This window comes from Desulfocapsa sulfexigens DSM 10523 (assembly GCF_000341395.1).
In the GTDB taxonomy this organism is placed as follows: domain Bacteria; phylum Desulfobacterota; class Desulfobulbia; order Desulfobulbales; family Desulfocapsaceae; genus Desulfocapsa; species Desulfocapsa sulfexigens.
The window spans coordinates 2,995,584-3,014,932 of record NC_020304.1; the positions used below are offsets into that span (position 1 = coordinate 2,995,584).

A 19,349-nucleotide genomic window follows, 5' to 3' on the forward strand; every position below is an offset into this window, starting at 1 on the left:
CTTAACGGAGCAGAAGTATCCGTGTGTACGTGGCAGGAAGGACTGTTTGAGGCGAACGTGAATATGTTATATGTTGAATACCCTATTGTAATAACAAATGAATATCCCAGATAAAAAAGTACAGTTAGTGCATCTGAACGGGCCGTTTAAAGGTGAAATTCAAGATTTCTTTGAATCGGTTATTGTTATTGGGAGACATCCTGATTGCCAGCTGGTCTTTCCGAGTGATTCCACAGCAATTTCACGGAAACATGCTGAAATTAGACGGGAGGGGAACCGCTTCAAGTTTCTGGATTACAGCGCAAATGGTACCCTGATCAATGGTATAGAGCAAAAAGATGTTTTTTTAAAAGATGGTGATGTGCTGATTATTGGTGGAGAGGGAGGGCCAAAGGTCAGTTTTTTGAGTTCAAAAGTTACTCCCGAAGAAAAGGAGGCCATTGCTTCTTCTGGAGATATGAATAGACAGCAGGATCCAAGTGTATCGCTGTCACCGCCTGATAAGGTGCAGACACCTAAAATAGAAGAGTCGCCTGAAAATGTTCCGCTAGCTCAGTCTCTGCAGAAATCACCAGTGATAGAACCTTTGCCATCGTCATCGATGAAAGGTCCTCGAGATTCTGCGCCGATTCCTACAGTTAATAAAAGCTTTATCATCCAGTATGGGGCAACCCTTACCTCCTTTAAGAAGTTACCAATCATCATCGGGAGTGGCAGTGATTGTGACTGTACATTGCAGCATCATGCTCTGCTTGACCACCATGCACAGATTTTCTTCCGGGACAATCAGTACTGGGTGAAAGACCTTACCGGCCGTGGAATGCTGACGGTCAATTTACGACCGGTTCAGTCTGAATCATCGCTTCAGCCAGATACCTGTCTGGCCCTCACACCTCAGGGGCCTAAGTTTCAATTTCTTGGCGAAGGCAGGCTAGCTGAAATTGAGACAACGGAAGAATCGGAAAAGAGACTGGAACCAGTGCAATCAGACAAGTACCAGCAACAGCAATCAAGAGGATCCAGTGTCAAACCATCCGGAGGCGGCAAAAAGCTGTTCTGGATTCTGTTTACTCTGCTGCTTGTACTCGGGATTCCAATAGCAGTCTGGTATTTCCTGTAACTATCTTGTTTTTGAGATCTACTCAAAATGTACCGTGTAACAAATACAATATCTCCGTCAGTTCAAGAATAACTCAGCAAGGAGGCCTGCATGGAACAGATATCTATTCCAGATTTCCCTTTTTCCATTCTTGCACTTGCACCGTTTACTTCAGAAGTAAATCCTGGTGTGACCGTCAAACTTCTTGCAGTTGATCCTTTGGATATTGATCAGGCACTAACTGCGTTGATGCCATCTTTTTTTCTCTCTCTCCCAGTTGCAGAATGTCCTGCCGGTGGGCTTCATCTTCGATTCAGGAAAATGCGCGATTTCACCCCTGACGGTCTTTTGCAGAGTCAACCATATCTTGAGAATTTGCTTGCCGCTCATCGTTTCTGCCTTGAGGCTGAACAGCAAAAGAAGTCTACAGAGGTAATTATTGAAGGAGTTAAGAAGTGGCCTGATCTACCCCCGATCTCACTGACTCAGAAAAAAAAGGACGAGGAAGAAAAAAAGAGTTCCCTGGAGAGTATTTTATCCATGGTGGCTTTGCCGGAAGAAGACAGTTCAGTCAAGGGAGCCACTGCAGGAGGAACTGGATTTTATGGCGCACTGGCCCGTAAAATTCTAGACAGCATCTATACCGATCCAATATTTCGATCCCTTGAGTCCTGCTGGCAGGGTTTGCGATATCTCGGTCGCCATCTTGCTGAGGCTGGTGGTCGTTTGTCAATATTACCGATATCTCATAATAACATTGAAAAAGTCCTGGATGAACAAAGAGAAGAGATCATACTTGATCCTCCTTCTGTCATTCTTGTTGATCAGCCCTTAAGCAGTTCAGAGAGATCCGTGCAAATGATGACTCAGCTCGCTTCCTTTGGCCAGGAGATGCTTGTACCTGTGCTTACCTGGTTGGATGCTTCGTTTTTCCAGATTGAAAATTGGAAGAATCTTGATAGCCTTTCTTTTCTTCCCCACCACTTGGAAAAAGCATCCTTTGCCAGGTATAAAGGTTTGCAGAATTCCGATTTGAGTCGCTGGATAGGGTTGAGCTGCAATCGTTTTGGGACTCGTTTCCCCTATGGGCCTGAGAACCGATCACGCCTTCTTCCTTTCAGGGAAAAGGAGATGCTCTGGCTCTCTTCGGTATGGGGAGTTGCAGCTCTTATGGCTTCCCGCGTAAGGCAAACCGGATGGCCAACGGGTATGGCCTCATCACGGCAGATCTGTCTGGAAGATTTGGCTCTTGCCCTGGAAGGTTCGGTTGAACAAAGTCCGCTTGAGGTACAATGGAGTGAAAGTCGGCTGGAACAGGTTTCCCGTTGCGGCATTATGGCGCTGGCCGGATGGAAGGGAAGGGATAGCGCTTTTCTTGCCGGTGATGTCATGGCCTCGACGGATAGTAGTTTGAGTTATCAGACCTTGCTTTGCAGAGTGAGCCACTTTATCCTCTGGTGTCGGGACAATTGGCAGGAACCTTTGCTGGCAGATGAATTGGCTAGTCGATTGCACACTGCCTTTCAACTGTTTACCAAAAAACAGGGGGAGTATCCTGTTGGTGATTTTGGGGTGGAGTGTCACGATGATAAAGGGGCTATTCAGGTCTTGTTTCGATGGATCCCTTCCAGGCACATTCTCCCCAGCGGACAGGAGATAGTGCTGGAGTTTGGCTGGTAACCCGTTGTTCGGCTCCAGTTTTTTACCACTGAGAGTAAATGAGAATCAGCCGGCCGGGTTTCGCAACTGCTGTTGCAGAAGATCTGGCATATTGTCGATGGCATCCCTGCTGACAATTTCCTGGAAGGCAGGAATACCAGAGAGCTGGGTCACCTCGGTAATAAATTTATCAGGTGGCAGGAAGGTTGATAATGGTGTGCTGATCATAACTGCCGGAAGATTGCCAAGATCTGGTAATTTGTAAATATCTACCTGATAGCGAAGATCTTCAAGCAAGGTCTTCAGATTTGGAAAATGTTCCAGTAGCAGAACTAGACTGAGGTGGCAGATTATGGCCTGGCGCATATCTTCAGTCTGACGAGCCTCCTTGCCACTCAGCATACCTCGCAGACGATCCAGGGGACATTCGCTCTGATAAGAAACGATGAAACGGGTAGGTGAGGTGATGGTAATGGCTTTTGCATCGCTACCATCAATGGTCAGTTCATACTGCAGCGGGGTGCATTCAAGAACATTGGAAATGGCTGGTAGCGGTGGCTGGAGTTTCCTGGGGAGTTGAAATGGTGATTCGCAGAGGGCACTGAAACTTTCCTGCAGTTCTGCAAATGCTTTGTCTGAACCATGGGTCTCCTGTTGAGAGGCACTTTTAATGTAGGTTCCGAGGAGTTTACGTGGAATGAAGAGCGGTCGCAGGGTGCTGAGATGGTCTCTCAGGCGTTGACCCAGAAAGGAGCTGATCTTATCGGTTGCCTGTCGGAGTTCAAGGAATTCCTGGCTGTCCAGATCGGTGCGGGGAATGTTGAGTTCAGTCATAGTATTTTCTCTTTTGTGTTGTAGGCTATTGTAATGAAACAATAAATGCCTCGGTTTCCTCTTCAGAAGAGTAAGGGCAGAACATTATTTTTTTCGGTGACCCTGCAACCTTTAGATAATAGGAACTGGACGAATCGATTTCATTTTGCACTCCCCAGGCCGTAAACTTTTGATCACCCATTGTTATTTCCAAGCCCTGCTGCGGGTAGTTGAGGACTGTCTTTTCAGGGAGTTGACCAGCTGGACCGACAGCGTGGAGTTTGATTTCACCATCGCTGACCCCAAAAATTGCACCCTTCCAGTTCCCTTTTAAGGGGCCCACTTCAAACCATTGACCGATGTTGGGGATGCCATAGACATCCATCCTGTACTCTGACTGGATCTTGTGCAGCGGCGTATGGACGATGGCTATCAGCTTGGCTGCGTAGGATTCGTTTGCAAGTGGTAAAATCTTTACATTGGCGAAGGGTGTAGGCAGGGTGTCTGGCTGTATAGTATCTTCTCCGATTTGGAGAATAACAATAGGAAAGTCCTGGCCCCGTTCTGCCTGCACTCCAAGAGCCAGCATTGCCAGTCCGTAACGGAAGCTTGGCTGCTGAAGACTTTCAGCTGAAGTTACTAGCAGCCACATGGAAACATTGTGATCGACCAATTGCTTACGGGGTGCTGCCCAGGCCATTTTGTCGAGGTCATCTGTAAAGAAGTGACCATCTGCAGCGAGGCCATAGCTCTGCAGTTTGCCCATAACCGACTGAACCGTTTCCTGGGAACAGTTGAATGCACTGAGCCATATTTTTTTCTGCATGGTATTCCTATTTTGCCGCAATAATGAGCGGATTGTCAAAATCAAAGCCAAAGAGACCGGGGTTTTCTCCAATCACTGCCGCTGAAAAAATGTAGAACACATAGTCATAGGTTTGTTCGGGTATTTTATCACGATACTGTTTAAAAAACTGCCAGAAATTACGTTCTTTTGGATTATTCGGCATATCTCTCACAAGTTGAATAACGCGGTTTTCTCCCCAGTTGTACGAGGCCATTACCAATAGCCCGGAGGCCTGAGCATCGGTATCGTAAATTTTTCGCAGGTACTTTGCTGCGGCCACGGTTGATTTGGCAAAATTATGCCGCTCGTCAAGGGGATCTACCTTTCGTTGCTTAAAAAGGGGACCTGTTTGCAGGCCATATCGAGAGCCGGTTTCAGGAATGAATTGCCACATACCTTTGGCAATACCCCAGCGGGTTTTAGGGCCCAGGGCATTTACGTTAAAATTACTTTCCTGCAGAGCCAGATAAAAGAACTGTGGTGGGAGAAAATAATAGCGCATGGTTCTGGCAATTGGAGAAGTGTAGCCATTGTTTTCTGCGCGTTCCAGGGCGTTAACAAGACGGCTGCTTGACTGCCACTTCTTGATGTAGCGTATGACTTCACTGGTAAAGTCAGCAGGAACAAATATTTCACATTCACCAAAAATTCTCGCAGTTTTTAGAATTGCCTCTTCCTGGGGACTGATATTTTTATAGATCCCGAGAGTGTCGACAAATTCGCTATAGCTGTTTTCCAACTCTCTTGCCTGCTGTTTATAATATTCTACCCTGGCAATGGTAGCAGTGTCATCACTGTCTCGTGCTGTTTGAAGAACATCTGCAAACTCTACTTCCAGTCCTTTCATGGTATAGAAGATTTCAGCAGCGAGTTTTTTTTGTTTCTCAACCTGCAGATGCATGTAGATGGCAACTGAGCCAGCAATACAAAAAAGGCAGGTAACCAGGCCAATGATGATACCATACTTTCTTTTCTGTTTTTTCTGAACCTGGGCAAAGGCACGTCTAACCATTATGGTGTGCTCACCTGCGTCCCCGTCATCCTTATCACCGAAATAATGTTCCTGATAGTGGGACATGGATCGTGGAGTTCCAGGCTTTTTAGTTTCCTGGAAAGGCTGGTCAACCGACAGTGTAAGGAGTGGCCCGTTTCTTCCCAGTTCAATCCTGGTCAGTTTTTTAATGGCAATGCGATTAACCCGGTTACCGTCAACAAAAATACCATTGGCACTATTACAGTCTTGAATCCACCAGGTGTCTGCCAGAAAAATTACCTCGGCATGGTGGCGACTGACTACCGGATCGGTAATAGCTATATCACAGTCGGGATCACGACCGACACGAAAAGAGGAGGAAAATGCGCGTTCTGCAAACTGTCCGGCTGGCCATGTTGCTGAGACTAAAACAGCTGGAGGTGACGAATTCTGCCCGTTATTTTCCAGCCTTTGAATCATATCAATTGATTAGGGTGCTAACAAAAGGACTTTGGTTTGGCTGGGTACTATCCTCATACCAGGAACATTTGTACCATTCTGCAGAGTTGGACTTGTCAGCCGTGTCGCTGGTTTTCCCTGGAAAAGCACGGTAAACGATCCTGCTAGATGCCGTGAAGGCCCCATGACTCTGCCAGAGGCTACTCCCATGGAGACACCTGCATTGTCACCATTGGTCATGGGGGTGACCGTTCCCATGTTATGAGCTGGCATTCCCATGATAAGAATTTTCGTACATGCGGTACCAGGATTTGCTGTGGGTCCCATTGCAATATTCGGATAAGGAATAGGTACAGGCGCAGGTGCTGGTGGAGCAGGGGTTAAACAAACGTCAGGAAAAGCAAAATCCTGACCCATCATTTGTGAATTGGCAAACATTATTATCCTCCTCTAACCCATATGGATCATTTTCCCATCAATCTTTATATTTTCTTTTGCAGTAACAACAGAATATTTGCCACGTAAGGACATCAGTCTTTCTGCATTGTAATCGATCTTACCAGCCTTAAGCTGATCAATATCTTCCACCTCACGGTAAGATCTTTTAACCTTTTGCCGCAAACAATCAAAAATTGATTCCATCTTTCCAGCCATCAATTTAACCAGGGCAACTTTACCCTCAAGGAAATTTCCAATATAGGATAAATGAGATATACTACACTCACTCTGCTCAGCCACTACCTGAAGATTTGTAGAGACAATGCGAATCTGTGATGGACTGGTTACATTCACCCCCTGCTTACCTGCCAATTGCAGATTTCCATTTGGAGATAGCAGCTCAGTGTCGCCGTCAAAGAGAAGACGATTTCTGGTACTTTTTGTTCTCTCAAGTACAGATAATATATAACACTCACCAGCAGATGAACTTACCACTAGAACTTTGTCTTCAACTTCAGGATACAGTAAGCAACCAGCCGCTTTTTGTGCCCGATATCGGGAATCACCAACAGCTACCCAAAAACACTCTCTTTCAATTTCTACAACAACACCCATTTCCTGGAACATAGTAGGATCTTGTTCCTGTCTCGCAAGGTTATCCATTTGTTTTTCCTTTATATGTTGAAAGTATACTATAAGGTTGGGCTCCATTGTTCAGCAGCTGCCAGTTCAGGATCTGTTCCTACAATCGTTCCTTTGTTAACACCAGTCCAGATGGCCTGATGTTGTAGAGTCTGGTGAAATTTTGTTCGAGTCACATCAGCTCTGCTCATGTCAGCGTCGCTAATGTCTGCGTGGGAAAAATCACAGTAAGTAAGGTTTGCACCAATAAACCGTGATGATCGACAAAGAGCATTGTTGAAAATAGCACATTCAAGTTGTGTATTGCTCAGGTTGGCAAGCCGTAGATTTGCACCATCAAAGCAGCTTTGGATTAGCCGGGCATTTTGAAGGCTCGCCTGTTCCATCATGGCGTTCATAAATATTGCATATTGTCCCTGGACATTGTCAAAACAGGTTTGACGCAGGGTGGCATCCATAAAGTTGGTTTGAGTGATGTTTGCTCCAGTCAGATTTGCCAGTGAAAGATCTGCCCCTTTGAGCATTGCCCTGGAGAAATCAATTTCCCGAAGATCTTTCCCGCTAAGATCAGAATTCATGAGAAAAGATTGAATAAAGCGGGCACCTTTAAGTTCAGTGCGGGTCAGGTCGGCTCCCAAAAAAACTGTCTGTTCACAATTGGCCTTACTGAGACAAATTCCATCTGTCTCGCATTCTATAAGGGCAGCCTTGAAGAGGGTGCTGCTTTTAAAGTTGGCATCAACAAGAGAACATTGATAGAAAACAGTATCTGTGCAGTCAGAGTTTTGAAAGGACACTTCACTGGCCTGGGTTTCTGCAAATTTCGCATCTGTGAGGATGCAATTGTCAAAACACACCTTATCGGTCTTACATCTGTTGAAAATTGTTTCACATAGCACAGCGCCACTGCAATCTGCTCCAGAAAAATCAGATTCATTAAAGATAGATTCGGTGAAAATTGTACCTGACATATTCGCCCCGGCAAAATTCACTTGTTCAAAAATCCCACCACCAAGTTCAAGTTTAGACAGGTCTTTACCGGAGAAGTCTCTCCCACTAATGACTTCTCCTTTTTTGATTTTTGCTACCAGTTTTGAAGGTGTCATTTACTTGTGCTCATAGTATTGTCTGGCCAATATTGGCCTGTTCAATTCTAGCATTGCTGAAATCAGTGTGTAAAAGGTCAGCTGCAAAAAGATTGGATCCGCGAAGGTCAGTTCCTGTGAGATTAGCCATTTGTAAAGAACCTTCAAAAAGGTTGATTGAAACCATGTAGGCTCTGCTTAAATCGGCATTCATAAATTGAGTTTGTTTGGCGATAGCTCGGTAGAACCTACTGTTTTCGAGTTTGGTTTCACTCAAATCGGCATTACTTAAATCAGCCTCGGTAAACATTGCTCCTGTGAAATCACCGCCACGAAGATTTGCATTAATAAGTTTACAGAAGGAAAAATCAGCATCTCTAAAGCTGATCTCCACGGAAGCACTGACACCTGTTAGATCAGCCTGGTGGAATATTGCCCCATCCCCCTGGCATTGTACAATAGTTGTGTTGCATAAGCTGGCTTTGGAAAAATTGACCCTGTGCAGCTTAGTTTGAATAAAAAGCGCCTCACTGATATTACTTTCTGAAAAATCGGCACCCTCAAGTTTGCTTTCAATGAATTGTCCTTTGGAAATGTCTGCGCGGTTCAGGTTGGCATTCAATCCTTCACATTGCATAAAATCAGCCTCTTTAAGGCTTGCCCCGTGAAATTGCGCCCCTTCCATGTTGGCTTTAAAAAGAACGGCATTGTCCATGGAGCAGTTGCTGAAGCTTGCACCTGTGAGATTTGCGTCACCAAGATTCACCGCATCCATTTTGGACATATCACACACAGCATGAGCCATATTGGCACGGGCCAGCATACAGTTTTTAAGATTGGCTCCCTTCAGTTGCGTATTGCTGAGGTCAGCACCTTCAAGGAAGCAATTTTCAAGATCAATGCCATCAAGATTCATACCCGAAAGATTGACACCGGTAAAATCCATTCCGTTCATTGGTTCATTTTTTGAAAAATATTTCAGAAGAGTGGCACGATTTTCCTCATTTTTCCTGTTTGAATATACTGTAGCAGGATTATGGTGGCCATATTGGCGGTAAAGATCATTGAATTGCTGCTCAGTCTGTTTCAGCTGGTTCTCCTTTTCTTTGGTGAGCCTGCCAAATTTGCGAAGATCTGCACTTATTTCATCAGAAGAAAACTGTATTCGTCCACCATTTTTTTTCTGGTCATCCTGTGCCAGTTTCTCATGATCCAATCCCATGGATTCAGACATTTCCCGACATTCTTTTTTCATCGCCTCTTGTTTATCCTGCATATCCTTGAGAGATTTTTCAACAAGAAGATCCAAATTGTCTAAATCGTCCAAACCACTGTTTTGAGCAGTAAGTGTTGTCTTGTGGTCAAAGGTGTTTCCGGTAGTGAAACCAAGATCATTAAATTCCTTTTTTGATCTTTCAGCCTCAAGTTTGATTTTTTCCTGCAGGTGTTTTTCAAAAAGACTTTGCTTCTTATCCTTTATTGTTTCATTGACAAGTTCCTGAAGCCCTGACACATCATCGTCAGGAATAAGATCGTTCTCCTTGAGCGCGTACAGGTGACCCTTTTCAGGATCAAGCCTTCTTTCCAGGGCAGCTAAATAATGGTTTTTGCTTCTGGGTGTATCGGTCTCCCGCTCATAGGCCACAAGTATTTCGGAAATATCTCTGGCCTGGTTATCCGAGACATCATGGGAACCGCGGTGTATGAGTATCCCTTTTTCAAGATGGGGAAAGAGAAGAACCGTATCAAGGACCAGTGGGATTTCCGAAAACCTCAAACTGTCTTCAACACTTTGATTGACAAAACACCGCGGATGAATTCCCGGGAGTCTTGATTGAAGGGATGATCGTTCAGGGTGCATGTTTTCACAGCTGAATTCTTCATTACCAATTAAAAAACCCTCGAATTGCTGGTCCAATGGAGCTGCATTGAAAAACGTTGGATCAAAATCCTTTGCAAATCCTGGAAACAGTTCTTTGAGCCATTTCTGATCATAGGTTCCGGTTTTTGCGTATCGTTGGGGCCAGGTAAGTTCGTAGCCTTGAAATCCTGCGGGTTCAATCTGGTCAGTTGGAAGAAGAAGGGGCTGCCGTGGGTCAATGATATTGGGTAAGGGATAGGAGGTTTTATCCAATTGATCCATAGAGGGAATATAGCCTTTACCCAGTGGGTTTTTGGCATACTCTGGACCTCCAAAAGAATTCTGATAGCTAATTGGTAAAGAGAGTATTTCCTGTGGATCACTGATTTCCCAGCGGGTGTTGCGTTTTCTCCATTCACGATCACCGAAGATATTTAATTCTTTGTCCAAATTTCCCAGCTTGACTCTTACAGTACCAGCCTGAACACTTTTTCCAGTCGGTGAGTAAAATCCGCCATGGATCAAGACCTCGGCTCTTTTCTTTGGCATACCAAGATCGAATAAGGTTTCAGGACCAATCTCTTCCTGCAGCATTTTCCAGAGATCAATCTCATTTTCTATCTTACCTGATGGGTAAAAAGAAAAGAGAGATATTACGGTGGAAACGAATACCTGTTTTTTATTATTCTCATAAACCTTATAGAGTAAGCTCAGTTTGAGCGGCTTAATTACTTTCATGAGAACCTAACTGAATATTTTAATACCGCATTTTTCCAATGCTATGGCACCATATTTTTGGATAAGAGCATTGCCGTCTTTTAGATCCATTGCTCCTTTGCCAAATCTCAAGCCATAGTTAATTTCTCCTATAATAGCTGAGCAGGTGACAAATTTGGCACCAACAAAATTTTCCATTGCTGTGCCGATGGTGAGGGTGTAGTCCTCTGCAAAATGTATCGTCTGAACACTCCCACTGGATATTGCCCGTGTCAACCCGTTACTATGGCCGGTATGATTCCCCCCGACATCAATATGACGATCGCCTGTTACTGTGTATTTATCATTTCCTCCTACAGAAAATTCTCTGTTTTGGTCGACACTATAAAACTGATTTCCTGTAACAGAGAAATCTTCAACGCCATCGACAATCTCAATCCTATCACCATTGCAATTAATGAGATCTCCACCTCCAATAATATCAGTTCGTCCTCCACTTTCTATGGTAATATTCTGTCCTTGTCCAATGGTGACATTTTGCATCTGATTAATTTCGACATTCTCTTCTCCGGTAACCTCAACTTTGCGATTTCCATCAACATAAATATATTGTTTGTCAGAACCTGCACCAAACGCAAAAGTTGAAGTACCTACGGTTTTATTTTCACTTCCTGCAATTCCAATGTATTTACTGCCACCAACGGTTTCATCAGAGTTTTCATCGCATTCCGAAACCATTGTCCCATCCGTATGCAAATAAATATTACCGGCATTAACTGCCCCTAATGACACAATGGATCCTTTAGTTGGTGATGACATATGGATCTGTTGCCCACCGTTGGAATCTTCAATCCGGATTTGATTTCCACCTGCGGTACGAATCATTGACTGAGTCTGGTTAGAGCCTGTTACCGGGCTGCCAGTCTCAGGATTGGGAACGGTTCCGGAAATGATGGGTCGATCCGGATCTCCATCAATAAAGGTCAGCAGTACCTCGGTTCCCTTGTGCAGTGGAAAATGCATGCCATAGTCAGCACCGGCATAGGGCTGTGCCATTCGCACCCACCGAGAAGCCTTTCCATCTGCAGAATCGCTTTGATCAAAGGGGAGTTTTATCTTATAGCGACCTTCGTCATCAATTTCAGCATACTCACCATCTCCACCCGCATCAACGGTACCGTTAAGCGTCCCCTTCAATTTGGGCTTTTCCGCCAACCTTTCTGGCCTGAATTGGGCGTCTGCTGGGATACAGGTGAAATTATTAAAATAAGATGGGCCCTGCATATCAGTTTCTTCGACCGTATCACCGGTTCCGGTCAGGTAGGTGGACTGTACTCCCTGATGAGAGAGTTCTGTTATCAGATAACGCTGATTATAGGAGTCCCTGTAGTGGTCGTGCATCTCAAAAATATAACCGGCAAGAAAAGGTGGTACGGTCCCTTCACCATAAAATATAGCCTCACGGCAGAGGATCTCTTCAGCACGTATTCGGGCTAAGGCATTTCCCTCCTCCGGTGTTTTGAAATGTTCTCCATAAATATAGACATGACCACGCCCCTCTGTGTCCACATCTGCCTCTCCCTTGAGATCAAGAGAAGGCTTGCGATAGTTGTAGTCTTTCAGAATGACTTTTTTAGGCAACAGATGCTGATGGCAGGTGAATTCGCGAACCTGCTCAGTGGTGGAAGGAGAGAGAGAATCCGGTGGTGAATACCGGATTGATTCTCCGGAAGGGATATCTTCGTGAGCAGTGGAGGCATCTGCAATAATCAGTTTTTCTGCATCATCACCCTGTTGAAAATAATAATAGATTCCTTCCCGTTCCATCCATCGGGAAATAAAATTAAAATCACTTTCGTTATACTGGCAGATGTACTCCCATGGAGCATAGTTACCAGTCAGTTTTAATTCATAATCATGAGTGGTAAGACCGGTTTGTTTGAGCACCTCTTCGATGATATCGGGAATACTTTTATCGAGAAAGAGCTGGTTTTCAAGGTATTGGTCGGAAATCCATAGTCGTGGAACCAGTATGGCTCGAAAATAAATATGTCCGGAATACTCATGCAACTGCTCAAAGCGGGATAGAATGCCATGAAAGACTCGAAGCTCTTCCCCGTTTTTCTCAATTCTTAATTTTACCGGATTTTTCAACACCTCTTTTAAGTTTATATCAGGGTCATCGGCATAAAGAGTTATGTCAAATTCATACAGTTTAGAGATTGCCTCTGTACCGTTAAATTCAGCAACAGTAAAGGTGTCGTCCGGCTGAGATGTGGAAGTGAAAATAAATCTAATGTTTTCCTCAACTGGCATTAGTCATTCCCTCCAAATTGTATAGCAAAGTTACCATCTTGATCCATATCGAGGTGAACACTTGCAGGCATCGCCTCAGCACTCATGAAGGTGAGAATTTCTTTGGACATTTGTGGTAAAACCGTGCCATTCATGATGTGATCAATATTTCTTGCCCCGGTTTCCACTTCAGTACACCTGGCCGCGATCTGTTTAATAACCTCTTCGCTGTAGGTTAATTTCATCTTGTGAGTCTCGGCCAATCGTTTAACCAGCTTGTTTAGTTTTAATTTTACAATATCACTTAAGATGTCCTGCGGTAAAGTCATATAGGGAACCACCGTCATTCGTGCAAGGAGGGCAGGCTTGAAATGATTGCTCAAAATAGGCCGAACGGCATTCATAATGACCTCTGGCGGCAGATCAGCGTCGCCGGTGGTCATTTCGGTGATGACATCGGTTGCCAGATTGGAGGTGAGAAAAATAATAGTATTTTTGAAATCGATTTCTCTTCCTTCACCATCGGAGAGTGAGCCTTTATCAAAAACCTGATAAAAGAGATTCATCACCTCAAGATTGGCCTTTTCAACTTCATCCAGAAGAACTATTGAATAGGGACGCTGGCGAACGGCTTCGGTGAGCACACCTCCTTCACCATAGCCGACATATCCTGGAGGTGAACCTACCAGTCGACTCAGGGTATGGCGTTCCTGAAATTCACTCATGTTAATGGAGGTTACAAATCGCTCCCCTCCAAGGATCAGATCGGCCAGAGCCAGGGCTGTCTCAGTCTTGCCGACTCCACTTGGTCCAACCAGTAAAAATATTCCAAGAGGCTGATTCGGATCTTTAAGTCCTGATTTTGCAGCTTTGATTACTTCAGCAATCGCTGCAAGACCGTGATCCTGTCCCTTGATGCGATCCTTCATCTTTTCTTCAAGGTTTACTATATTTGAAGCCTGATCACGCATGACACTACCGAGCGGGACACCTGTCCAATCCGATACAACTTTGGAAACGATATCCGGATCAACTTCTATGCGAACCAGGGACTCATCTTTCTGGATAGACTTAAATTCTTCTGTCAGTGTTACAAGTTCTTTTTCAAGTTGCGGAATTATCTCTTTGTTCTCAGGTTCTTCAAGGGTAGCGGCTTCCTTGAGTTTGAAAAGCTCTTTTCGTGAATTTATTAATCTACCAGCCACTTCTTGCTCGGTTTTCCACTGCAGGATAAGGGCTTCCAGTTGTTTGCCAAGATCCGCTATTTTGGCCACGATTTCTGAAAAACGTTCTTCGTCTATCGCAAAACCATGAAGCTGATCTCTTTCCATGGCCTTTTTCTCACGTTCCAGGGCCTGGACACTCCGTTCTCTGTCCTCAATTACATCGGGTTTAGCGGTGAGAAGCACCTTGACCCGGGCGGCACTGGTATCGAGCAGATCTACAGCCTTATCAGGCAACTGCCTGCCGGAAATATAGCGACTGGAAAGTTCGGCTGCTGCAATAATAGCGTCATCACGGACTATTACCCCATGAGCCTCTTCGTACTTTTGTTTTAAACCACGCAGGATAAGGATGGCTGTTTCAGTGGAAGGTTCTTCAAGTTTAACAAGTTGAAATCTTCTGGCAAGGGCCGGGTCCTTCTCGAAATATTTCTTGTATTCAGACCAGGTTGTGGCGGCAACTGTCCGTAATTCGCCTCTGGCTAAAGCCGGTTTGAGGAGGTTCGCAGCATCGCTTTGTCCAGCAGCACCACCGGCACCAATCAGGGTATGAGCTTCGTCGATAAAGAGGATGATCGGCTTTGGTGATGCCTTGATCTCGTTAATAACTGATTTGAGGCGATTCTCAAATTCTCCTTTGACTCCGGCGCCTGCCTGAAGAAGTCCCATGTCAAGGCCGAGAATAGATACATTTTCAAGGAGATCAGGTACGTCTCCTTCAACTATCCTCAGGGCAAGGCCTTCAACGACTGCAGTTTTACCAACACCTGCTTCTCCGACCACAATGGGATTGTTTTTTCTTCTTCTTGCAAGGATATCAACCATTTGTCGTATTTCAAGATCTCTTCCAAAAACCGGGTCGATCTCACCGTCTTTAGCTTTCGCGGTAAAATCTACACAAAATTTTCCAAGTGCCGTGGAGTCTCTGGGGCCTGAAACCTCCTTACTCTCTCCTGCCTCACCTGGAGCAGGCTGTTCAATGGATGGTTTAACAATATCCCAGAATTCACTCTTGAGTCCATCAAACGATATACCATTCAATTGATCAAGAAATTGTCCTGCACCAAAGCGGGATGGATTGTTGACCAGGGTTAGCAGCAGTACTCCCGATCGAAGTCCGTTTTCATCAAGATCCACCGAGGCAATCAGCCAGGACTCCTGAAACCATTCCATCAACAGTGGAGAAAAAACGGGTTTGGCAGCATTTCCGGTTTTGAATTCTTCAAGGGCATGATCAATACCTTTACTGAATTTTCCGGGATCTATATCATAATGACGTAAAATAAGGGGAAGATCAGACTGATCTTCTTCAAGGAGTTTGGAAAGAAAATGCTCAAGGGTTACCTCATAATGGCTCCGTGAAACACACAGGCCGGCTGCGGCCTCAAGACAACGGGTACAAAAAGGATTTAAGCGCCCTAATAGCGATTTAATGTCTACGGTCAGCATGGTTCTCTCCGATTGTTGTTAGTAATGGAATATAAGTTATCTTTGAGGATAAAACAGGTTACTTTTTTCTCCGATCTCTTCTCCAGAAAACAGCCAGCTGTCAAGACCAAGGCCCGACCATTGTTCGCCTCCAAGACAGACTGTTTTGGCCTGTCGACCCGCCATGGTTACCTTAATGTCGTAATCAAGAGGATCACTGACGAAGAGGTCTGTCAGCATGACAACCTTATTATACAAGGCGCTGCCGGGGAGAAATGCTCTATATTCTGGTTCATCAAGTGGTCCTATTTCTATACGAAACCGACCCATTCGATCTCCAATCTCTTCTCCAAGAAAGCTGTCACAGCCAAGGGCGACAACAGATGCACCAAGCTGAATTCTCTGATCTTCAGGAATTTTCGCTTTTCGTTCCAGGCAGGAGAGAATGTCAACGGGAAGATTTAAAGCGTCGGAAAGCAGGGTTTTCAGGCCTAAGGCTGATCTTGGGGCCTGACTGAACAATCCGGCATATCGAAGTAAATCCTTGGGGTTTTGAATATTTTTTCGGAATTCCGGTTCTCCCAAACCCAGTAAGCAAAAAAGACGCTCCAGATGGGAATTCTCCTCTTCCTCACTGATTTGTTGAAACTGCCGATACTTCAACCAGCTTTGGAAAAAGAGGAGATAGAGTCTTTGGTGAATGATATCGAGGAAATCACGGCTGGCAGATGTGTCTTCTGAGGCCTCATCCAACAGCTCCTCACTGTAAAAGGTTGGCAGGGGAGATGAGGACCCGTATAAACTTAAAAAATTAGTTTTTATTTTGAACGTACTCTTGTCATTCTGATCACAATGTTCTTCGATCGATTCAATATCACTTGCAGGAAAACCAAGGGATAAATGGGGGACAATCCGGATTTGATTATGTTGGTAGGGGGCTGCTTTACTCTCAGAGGACGGAGAATCAAGATAAAGGCGGAGCAGTCTAATGACCTGAAAAAAAGAAAAGTTCTCTCCTTCTTTCAGTAAGGACAACTTGACATCTAGCTTTAAATCAGGGGACGTTCCCCTATCCGTGCCGGCCATGAAATGATTTCTCCTCTCAAACTTTCTTTAAGGGTGAACCTGGTAAAGGAATTAAAAGTTGAATATACTGCAAGAAATTCGTTGAGGATTGAAGCAAAAAGATAGAGATCACCTTGACTTGCAAAGTGATCATAACGGGCCTCCATATGAATTTCCCTCCCCCGCATCATAAGACCGTTTACTAGCCTGTCTCCAGGGGTGGAACTGATCTTCTGCAGACCATCTATTCGCTTCTGATTGGCTAGTAAAGTCGTTCTGTCTTTAGTGTCAGGAAAAAGGTACAGGCCGAGTAATGTCTTTAAATTTTTAATATCAGCAAGTGAAGTGTAATTCAGGGACAGATGTCCGAGAAGTCTCCAGAGGAGGTTTTTCTCCAGAGGTGGCTGAGCCCCGGATGTGGGTGGACTTATATTGGAAAAGGTGATGAATTCAGGAGTTGAGCTTGTGGGCTGTGATATGTCACCAACCTGGATACTGTCGGGAAGATCACCATTGGTGCACGTCAGTTCGATGCTAAGAGTCTCAGGAAGTGGTGGGCCATCTTTTTTAGGGTAACTTACAGAAATATAGGTGTCGGTCACCCTGCGTGATGGCGATTTCCTTTTACTTGTATTGTAAACAGGGCCAGATGCACCGTTTCGATTAAAGTGGTCAAAATGTTGATATTCCCTTGCTGTTGCAGTTCCCTGGATGTAACCGGTTACCCTGTCCACCGAGTACACCTGGAAATGAGTTAAATTTGATGCAGCGGGCCGAACACGGTATTCGCTCATCCGGTGATCAAGACGGACGGGGTCTGCTTCATGCTTAAAAAGATTGAGTACAGGAGTGGCAAAAAGAATGAAATCTTTTGTACGGATTCTTGGTATTTGAAAAGGAATGTCGTTTAACTCAAAAATAATCTCAAATTGTGTTCCTTCTCCGCGATTGAACCATTTTTCAAGCCCGGTGAGATTAAGAAAAAGAAAATTCTCAGGGAGAGTGAAATATTCCTGAAGAATTCGGTATCCAGGAAAAGAGTTGCCGGGATAGGGCAAGACGCCATCTGCCATATTGAATCCCACAGGTTGCAGATGTTCTTTAGTTAAGGAAAATTCGGAGTCCTGATCTTTCGCCTTAATAATTATACGACGTAGATAATGACGAAGGATAAAATATTTGTCACTGGCAGAAGAGTAGTCACCCGCCAGATGAAATTGTAAATTTTTTAGCTGAAGATTGTTGAGAGCTCCACCCTTTGTTTGAAGTGTGACCCGGATGGAGGAAGCCATTCCTGGGGTTTCCACAAAAGCGACATCCGTGATCGCTATCGGTTGTACCTCAACATCAAAACAGGTTTGAAAGAGGCAGGTTGTTCCGGCAACGGGGACCGAGGCCAGTTGGACACCTTTTTTTATTTTTAAGGCCTGTTTAAGTGAAGATTTGGGCTGGAAGGCGACAATGGCAGCGGAAGGTAATGGTCTAAGGTAATGCGGCCATATCAGATGAATGAGATCGTGGATGATTTCGGGAAAATCGTCATCAAGTTTTTCCCGGATGAGGCCGGTCAGAAAAGCTACTCCTTCCAGCAGTCGTTCGACATCGGGATCAGCAGAGGAACCGCTCAACATCGATGCTATGGAAGGGTGCGTTTCAGCAAATTCTGCCCCAAGATCACGCAAGGCAGCAAGTTCCTGAAGGTAGTAGTGATTGAGCATTGCGTATCTTCTGGTTATTTTTTTATGCTTATCTGACCATCGGAATTTAAAAGACTTTCAAAAAGTACTGAGGTATTGGAACCTGAGGTGGCAAGTTTTGCAAAAATCTGAAACTTCACAGCAAGACGATCTTCTTCCTGGGGGGTAAAGGCTACCCGCACGGCTCGCAGTCGTGGTTCGTACTGGGTAATTGTCTGTCTGATTGCCCTTTCAAAGCCTCGGAGTGACTGAGGGTATTCAGTAAGAAATTCAGTGAAATCAGGGGTTCCGTATTCTTCAGAAATCAGGACATTTCCCTGCCGGGTATTGAGGATCTGTTTCAGGTGGTCCTGGATGGAGTCGATCACCTTCAACGGATCCTCACTTTCCCGACGGAGAGGGTCATGCTCCCTCTGCCGGATACGCTCTAATAACCTGGCTTCCCGCATGATTCAGTTATCCCGTGTCATCTATACATTCAGGATGAGATTCCTGAACATCAGACCATTGGAGCTTCCCAATCATCTTCAGCCGTAATGCCACCATCTTCCCAGGTCCATATTATTTTTTGATAACAAAAAGAGACGTGCTCTCTTTCTTTGTGCTGCATATTTTCAGGATATTTGTTGTTAAGCATCTCCTGACGTATTTTAGAGATGGACGCATTTTCCAGTTGGATGGTGTAGTGCTGTACTTCCTTGCCGGTTGAGGAAGGTTGCCAACACCGAAGCTCAAGGCTGGTTATGTTTTCATTATTGACCATGGCTGAATAAATAAGAGGACTTGACTTATCCACCTCTTTGACAAGGGTGAGCGGGCCATGTTGTCTCTTTCCGGTGGGAAGTCCAGAGGCTGCATCTCTTGGCGAAGATATTTCCTGATCAAAAGCAATTATAGCGATCATATCTTCACGACCTGCCTGGGTTACAGATCCTTTAATCTCGCCCTGAGTCTCTCCGGTAAGCTTGAGGTATGCATTTAATGCCATTTGTCTGTCTCCTTAAGTTGTAATTTGATAAGTGTTCAGCGGATGGAACAGTCTCAATTG

The 19,349-nt window shown here is 44.8% G+C and carries 15 protein-coding genes; 2 read left to right on the forward strand and 13 right to left on the reverse strand.

The genetic code is table 11. The annotated features are described in order from the left end of the window. Positions 1–97 precede the first annotated feature (97 nt). Complete coding sequence (locus tag UWK_RS13330) at positions 98–1,120, forward strand: FHA domain-containing protein (protein WP_015404911.1); 1,023 nt, start codon at positions 98–100, stop codon at positions 1,118–1,120. Positions 1,121–1,210: 90 nt separating this feature from the next. Beyond that, on the forward strand, positions 1,211–2,779 hold the full coding sequence (locus UWK_RS13335; protein WP_015404912.1) for a type VI secretion system contractile sheath domain-containing protein: 1,569 nt from the start codon (positions 1,211–1,213) through the stop codon (positions 2,777–2,779). Between the two features lie 45 nt (positions 2,780–2,824). Here the strand turns inward: UWK_RS13335 and UWK_RS13340 are convergent, their stop codons facing one another. From UWK_RS13340 to UWK_RS13400, 13 genes are read right to left on the reverse strand one after another with little or no spacing between them, the layout of a single operon-like run. Beyond that, positions 2,825–3,592 carry a hypothetical protein gene (locus tag UWK_RS13340; protein ID WP_015404913.1) on the reverse strand — a complete coding sequence of 256 codons (768 nt, stop codon included), beginning with the start codon at positions 3,590–3,592 and terminating at the stop codon, positions 2,825–2,827. 25 nt (positions 3,593–3,617) lie between these two features. Continuing rightward, the gene (locus tag UWK_RS13345) at positions 3,618–4,397 is read right to left on the reverse strand and encodes a hypothetical protein (protein ID WP_015404914.1); all 780 of its coding nucleotides are present in this window, start codon (positions 4,395–4,397) and stop codon (positions 3,618–3,620) included. A gap of 7 nt (positions 4,398–4,404) precedes the next feature. Beyond that, positions 4,405–5,871, reverse strand: a complete 1,467-nt coding sequence (locus UWK_RS13350) for an FHA domain-containing protein (protein WP_015404915.1) — start codon at positions 5,869–5,871, stop codon at positions 4,405–4,407. Between the two features lie 9 nt (positions 5,872–5,880). Continuing rightward, complete coding sequence (locus UWK_RS13355) at positions 5,881–6,288, reverse strand: DUF4150 domain-containing protein (RefSeq protein WP_015404916.1); 408 nt, start codon at positions 6,286–6,288, stop codon at positions 5,881–5,883. A 12-nt stretch (positions 6,289–6,300) separates the two neighbouring features. Beyond that, positions 6,301–6,951, reverse strand: a complete 651-nt coding sequence (locus UWK_RS13360; protein ID WP_015404917.1) for a DUF3540 domain-containing protein — start codon at positions 6,949–6,951, stop codon at positions 6,301–6,303. A 29-nt stretch (positions 6,952–6,980) separates the two neighbouring features. Beyond that, a complete protein-coding gene (locus UWK_RS13365) occupies positions 6,981–8,036 on the reverse strand; it encodes a pentapeptide repeat-containing protein (protein ID WP_015404918.1) in 1,056 nt (351 codons plus the stop codon). A gap of 10 nt (positions 8,037–8,046) precedes the next feature. Beyond that, positions 8,047–10,614 carry a DUF2169 family type VI secretion system accessory protein gene (locus tag UWK_RS13370; protein WP_015404919.1) on the reverse strand — a complete coding sequence of 856 codons (2,568 nt, stop codon included), beginning with the start codon at positions 10,612–10,614 and terminating at the stop codon, positions 8,047–8,049. A gap of 6 nt (positions 10,615–10,620) precedes the next feature. Then, on the reverse strand, positions 10,621–12,909 hold the full coding sequence (locus tag UWK_RS13375) for a type VI secretion system Vgr family protein (protein WP_015404920.1): 2,289 nt from the start codon (positions 12,907–12,909) through the stop codon (positions 10,621–10,623). Then, on the reverse strand, positions 12,909–15,560 hold the full coding sequence (gene tssH, locus UWK_RS13380; RefSeq protein ID WP_015404921.1) for a type VI secretion system ATPase TssH: 2,652 nt from the start codon (positions 15,558–15,560) through the stop codon (positions 12,909–12,911). The genes UWK_RS13375 and tssH overlap by 1 nt, the downstream gene beginning before the upstream one ends. Positions 15,561–15,596: 36 nt before the next feature. Continuing rightward, positions 15,597–16,625: a type VI secretion system baseplate subunit TssG gene (gene tssG, locus UWK_RS13385; protein ID WP_015404922.1), complete on the reverse strand. Its 1,029-nt coding sequence runs from the start codon at positions 16,623–16,625 to the stop codon at positions 15,597–15,599. Further along, positions 16,589–18,322, reverse strand: a complete 1,734-nt coding sequence (tssF, locus tag UWK_RS13390; protein ID WP_015404923.1) for a type VI secretion system baseplate subunit TssF — start codon at positions 18,320–18,322, stop codon at positions 16,589–16,591. Before tssF ends, tssG begins: the two co-directional genes overlap by 37 nt. A gap of 14 nt (positions 18,323–18,336) precedes the next feature. Beyond that, positions 18,337–18,750, reverse strand: a complete 414-nt coding sequence (tssE, locus tag UWK_RS13395; protein ID WP_015404924.1) for a type VI secretion system baseplate subunit TssE — start codon at positions 18,748–18,750, stop codon at positions 18,337–18,339. A gap of 50 nt (positions 18,751–18,800) precedes the next feature. Next, positions 18,801–19,289, reverse strand: coding sequence for an Hcp family type VI secretion system effector (locus tag UWK_RS13400; protein ID WP_015404925.1), 489 nt, complete (start codon positions 19,287–19,289; stop codon positions 18,801–18,803). Positions 19,290–19,349 lie beyond the last annotated feature (60 nt).

Bases quoted from the DNA above. Each gene is read 5' to 3' on its own strand.
- tssF (WP_015404923.1), bottom strand. From the start codon at position 18,322: ATGCTCAATCACTACTACCTTCAGGAACTTGCTGCCTTGCGTGATCTT.
- UWK_RS13340 (WP_015404913.1), bottom strand. From the start codon at position 3,592: ATGACTGAACTCAACATTCCCCGCACCGATCTGGACAGCCAGGAATTC.
- UWK_RS13335 (WP_015404912.1), top strand. From the start codon at position 1,211: ATGGAACAGATATCTATTCCAGATTTCCCTTTTTCCATTCTTGCACTT.
- UWK_RS13345 (WP_015404914.1), bottom strand. From the start codon at position 4,397: ATGCAGAAAAAAATATGGCTCAGTGCATTCAACTGTTCCCAGGAAACG.
- UWK_RS13355 (WP_015404916.1), bottom strand. From the start codon at position 6,288: ATGTTTGCCAATTCACAAATGATGGGTCAGGATTTTGCTTTTCCTGAC.
- UWK_RS13330 (WP_015404911.1), top strand. From the start codon at position 98: ATGAATATCCCAGATAAAAAAGTACAGTTAGTGCATCTGAACGGGCCG.
- UWK_RS13360 (WP_015404917.1), bottom strand. From the start codon at position 6,951: ATGGATAACCTTGCGAGACAGGAACAAGATCCTACTATGTTCCAGGAA.
- UWK_RS13370 (WP_015404919.1), bottom strand. From the start codon at position 10,614: ATGAAAGTAATTAAGCCGCTCAAACTGAGCTTACTCTATAAGGTTTAT.
- tssH (WP_015404921.1), bottom strand. From the start codon at position 15,560: ATGCTGACCGTAGACATTAAATCGCTATTAGGGCGCTTAAATCCTTTT.
- tssG (WP_015404922.1), bottom strand. From the start codon at position 16,625: ATGGCCGGCACGGATAGGGGAACGTCCCCTGATTTAAAGCTAGATGTC.
- UWK_RS13375 (WP_015404920.1), bottom strand. From the start codon at position 12,909: ATGCCAGTTGAGGAAAACATTAGATTTATTTTCACTTCCACATCTCAG.
- tssE (WP_015404924.1), bottom strand. From the start codon at position 18,750: ATGCGGGAAGCCAGGTTATTAGAGCGTATCCGGCAGAGGGAGCATGAC.
- UWK_RS13350 (WP_015404915.1), bottom strand. From the start codon at position 5,871: ATGATTCAAAGGCTGGAAAATAACGGGCAGAATTCGTCACCTCCAGCT.
- UWK_RS13400 (WP_015404925.1), bottom strand. From the start codon at position 19,289: ATGGCATTAAATGCATACCTCAAGCTTACCGGAGAGACTCAGGGCGAG.
- UWK_RS13365 (WP_015404918.1), bottom strand. From the start codon at position 8,036: ATGACACCTTCAAAACTGGTAGCAAAAATCAAAAAAGGAGAAGTCATT.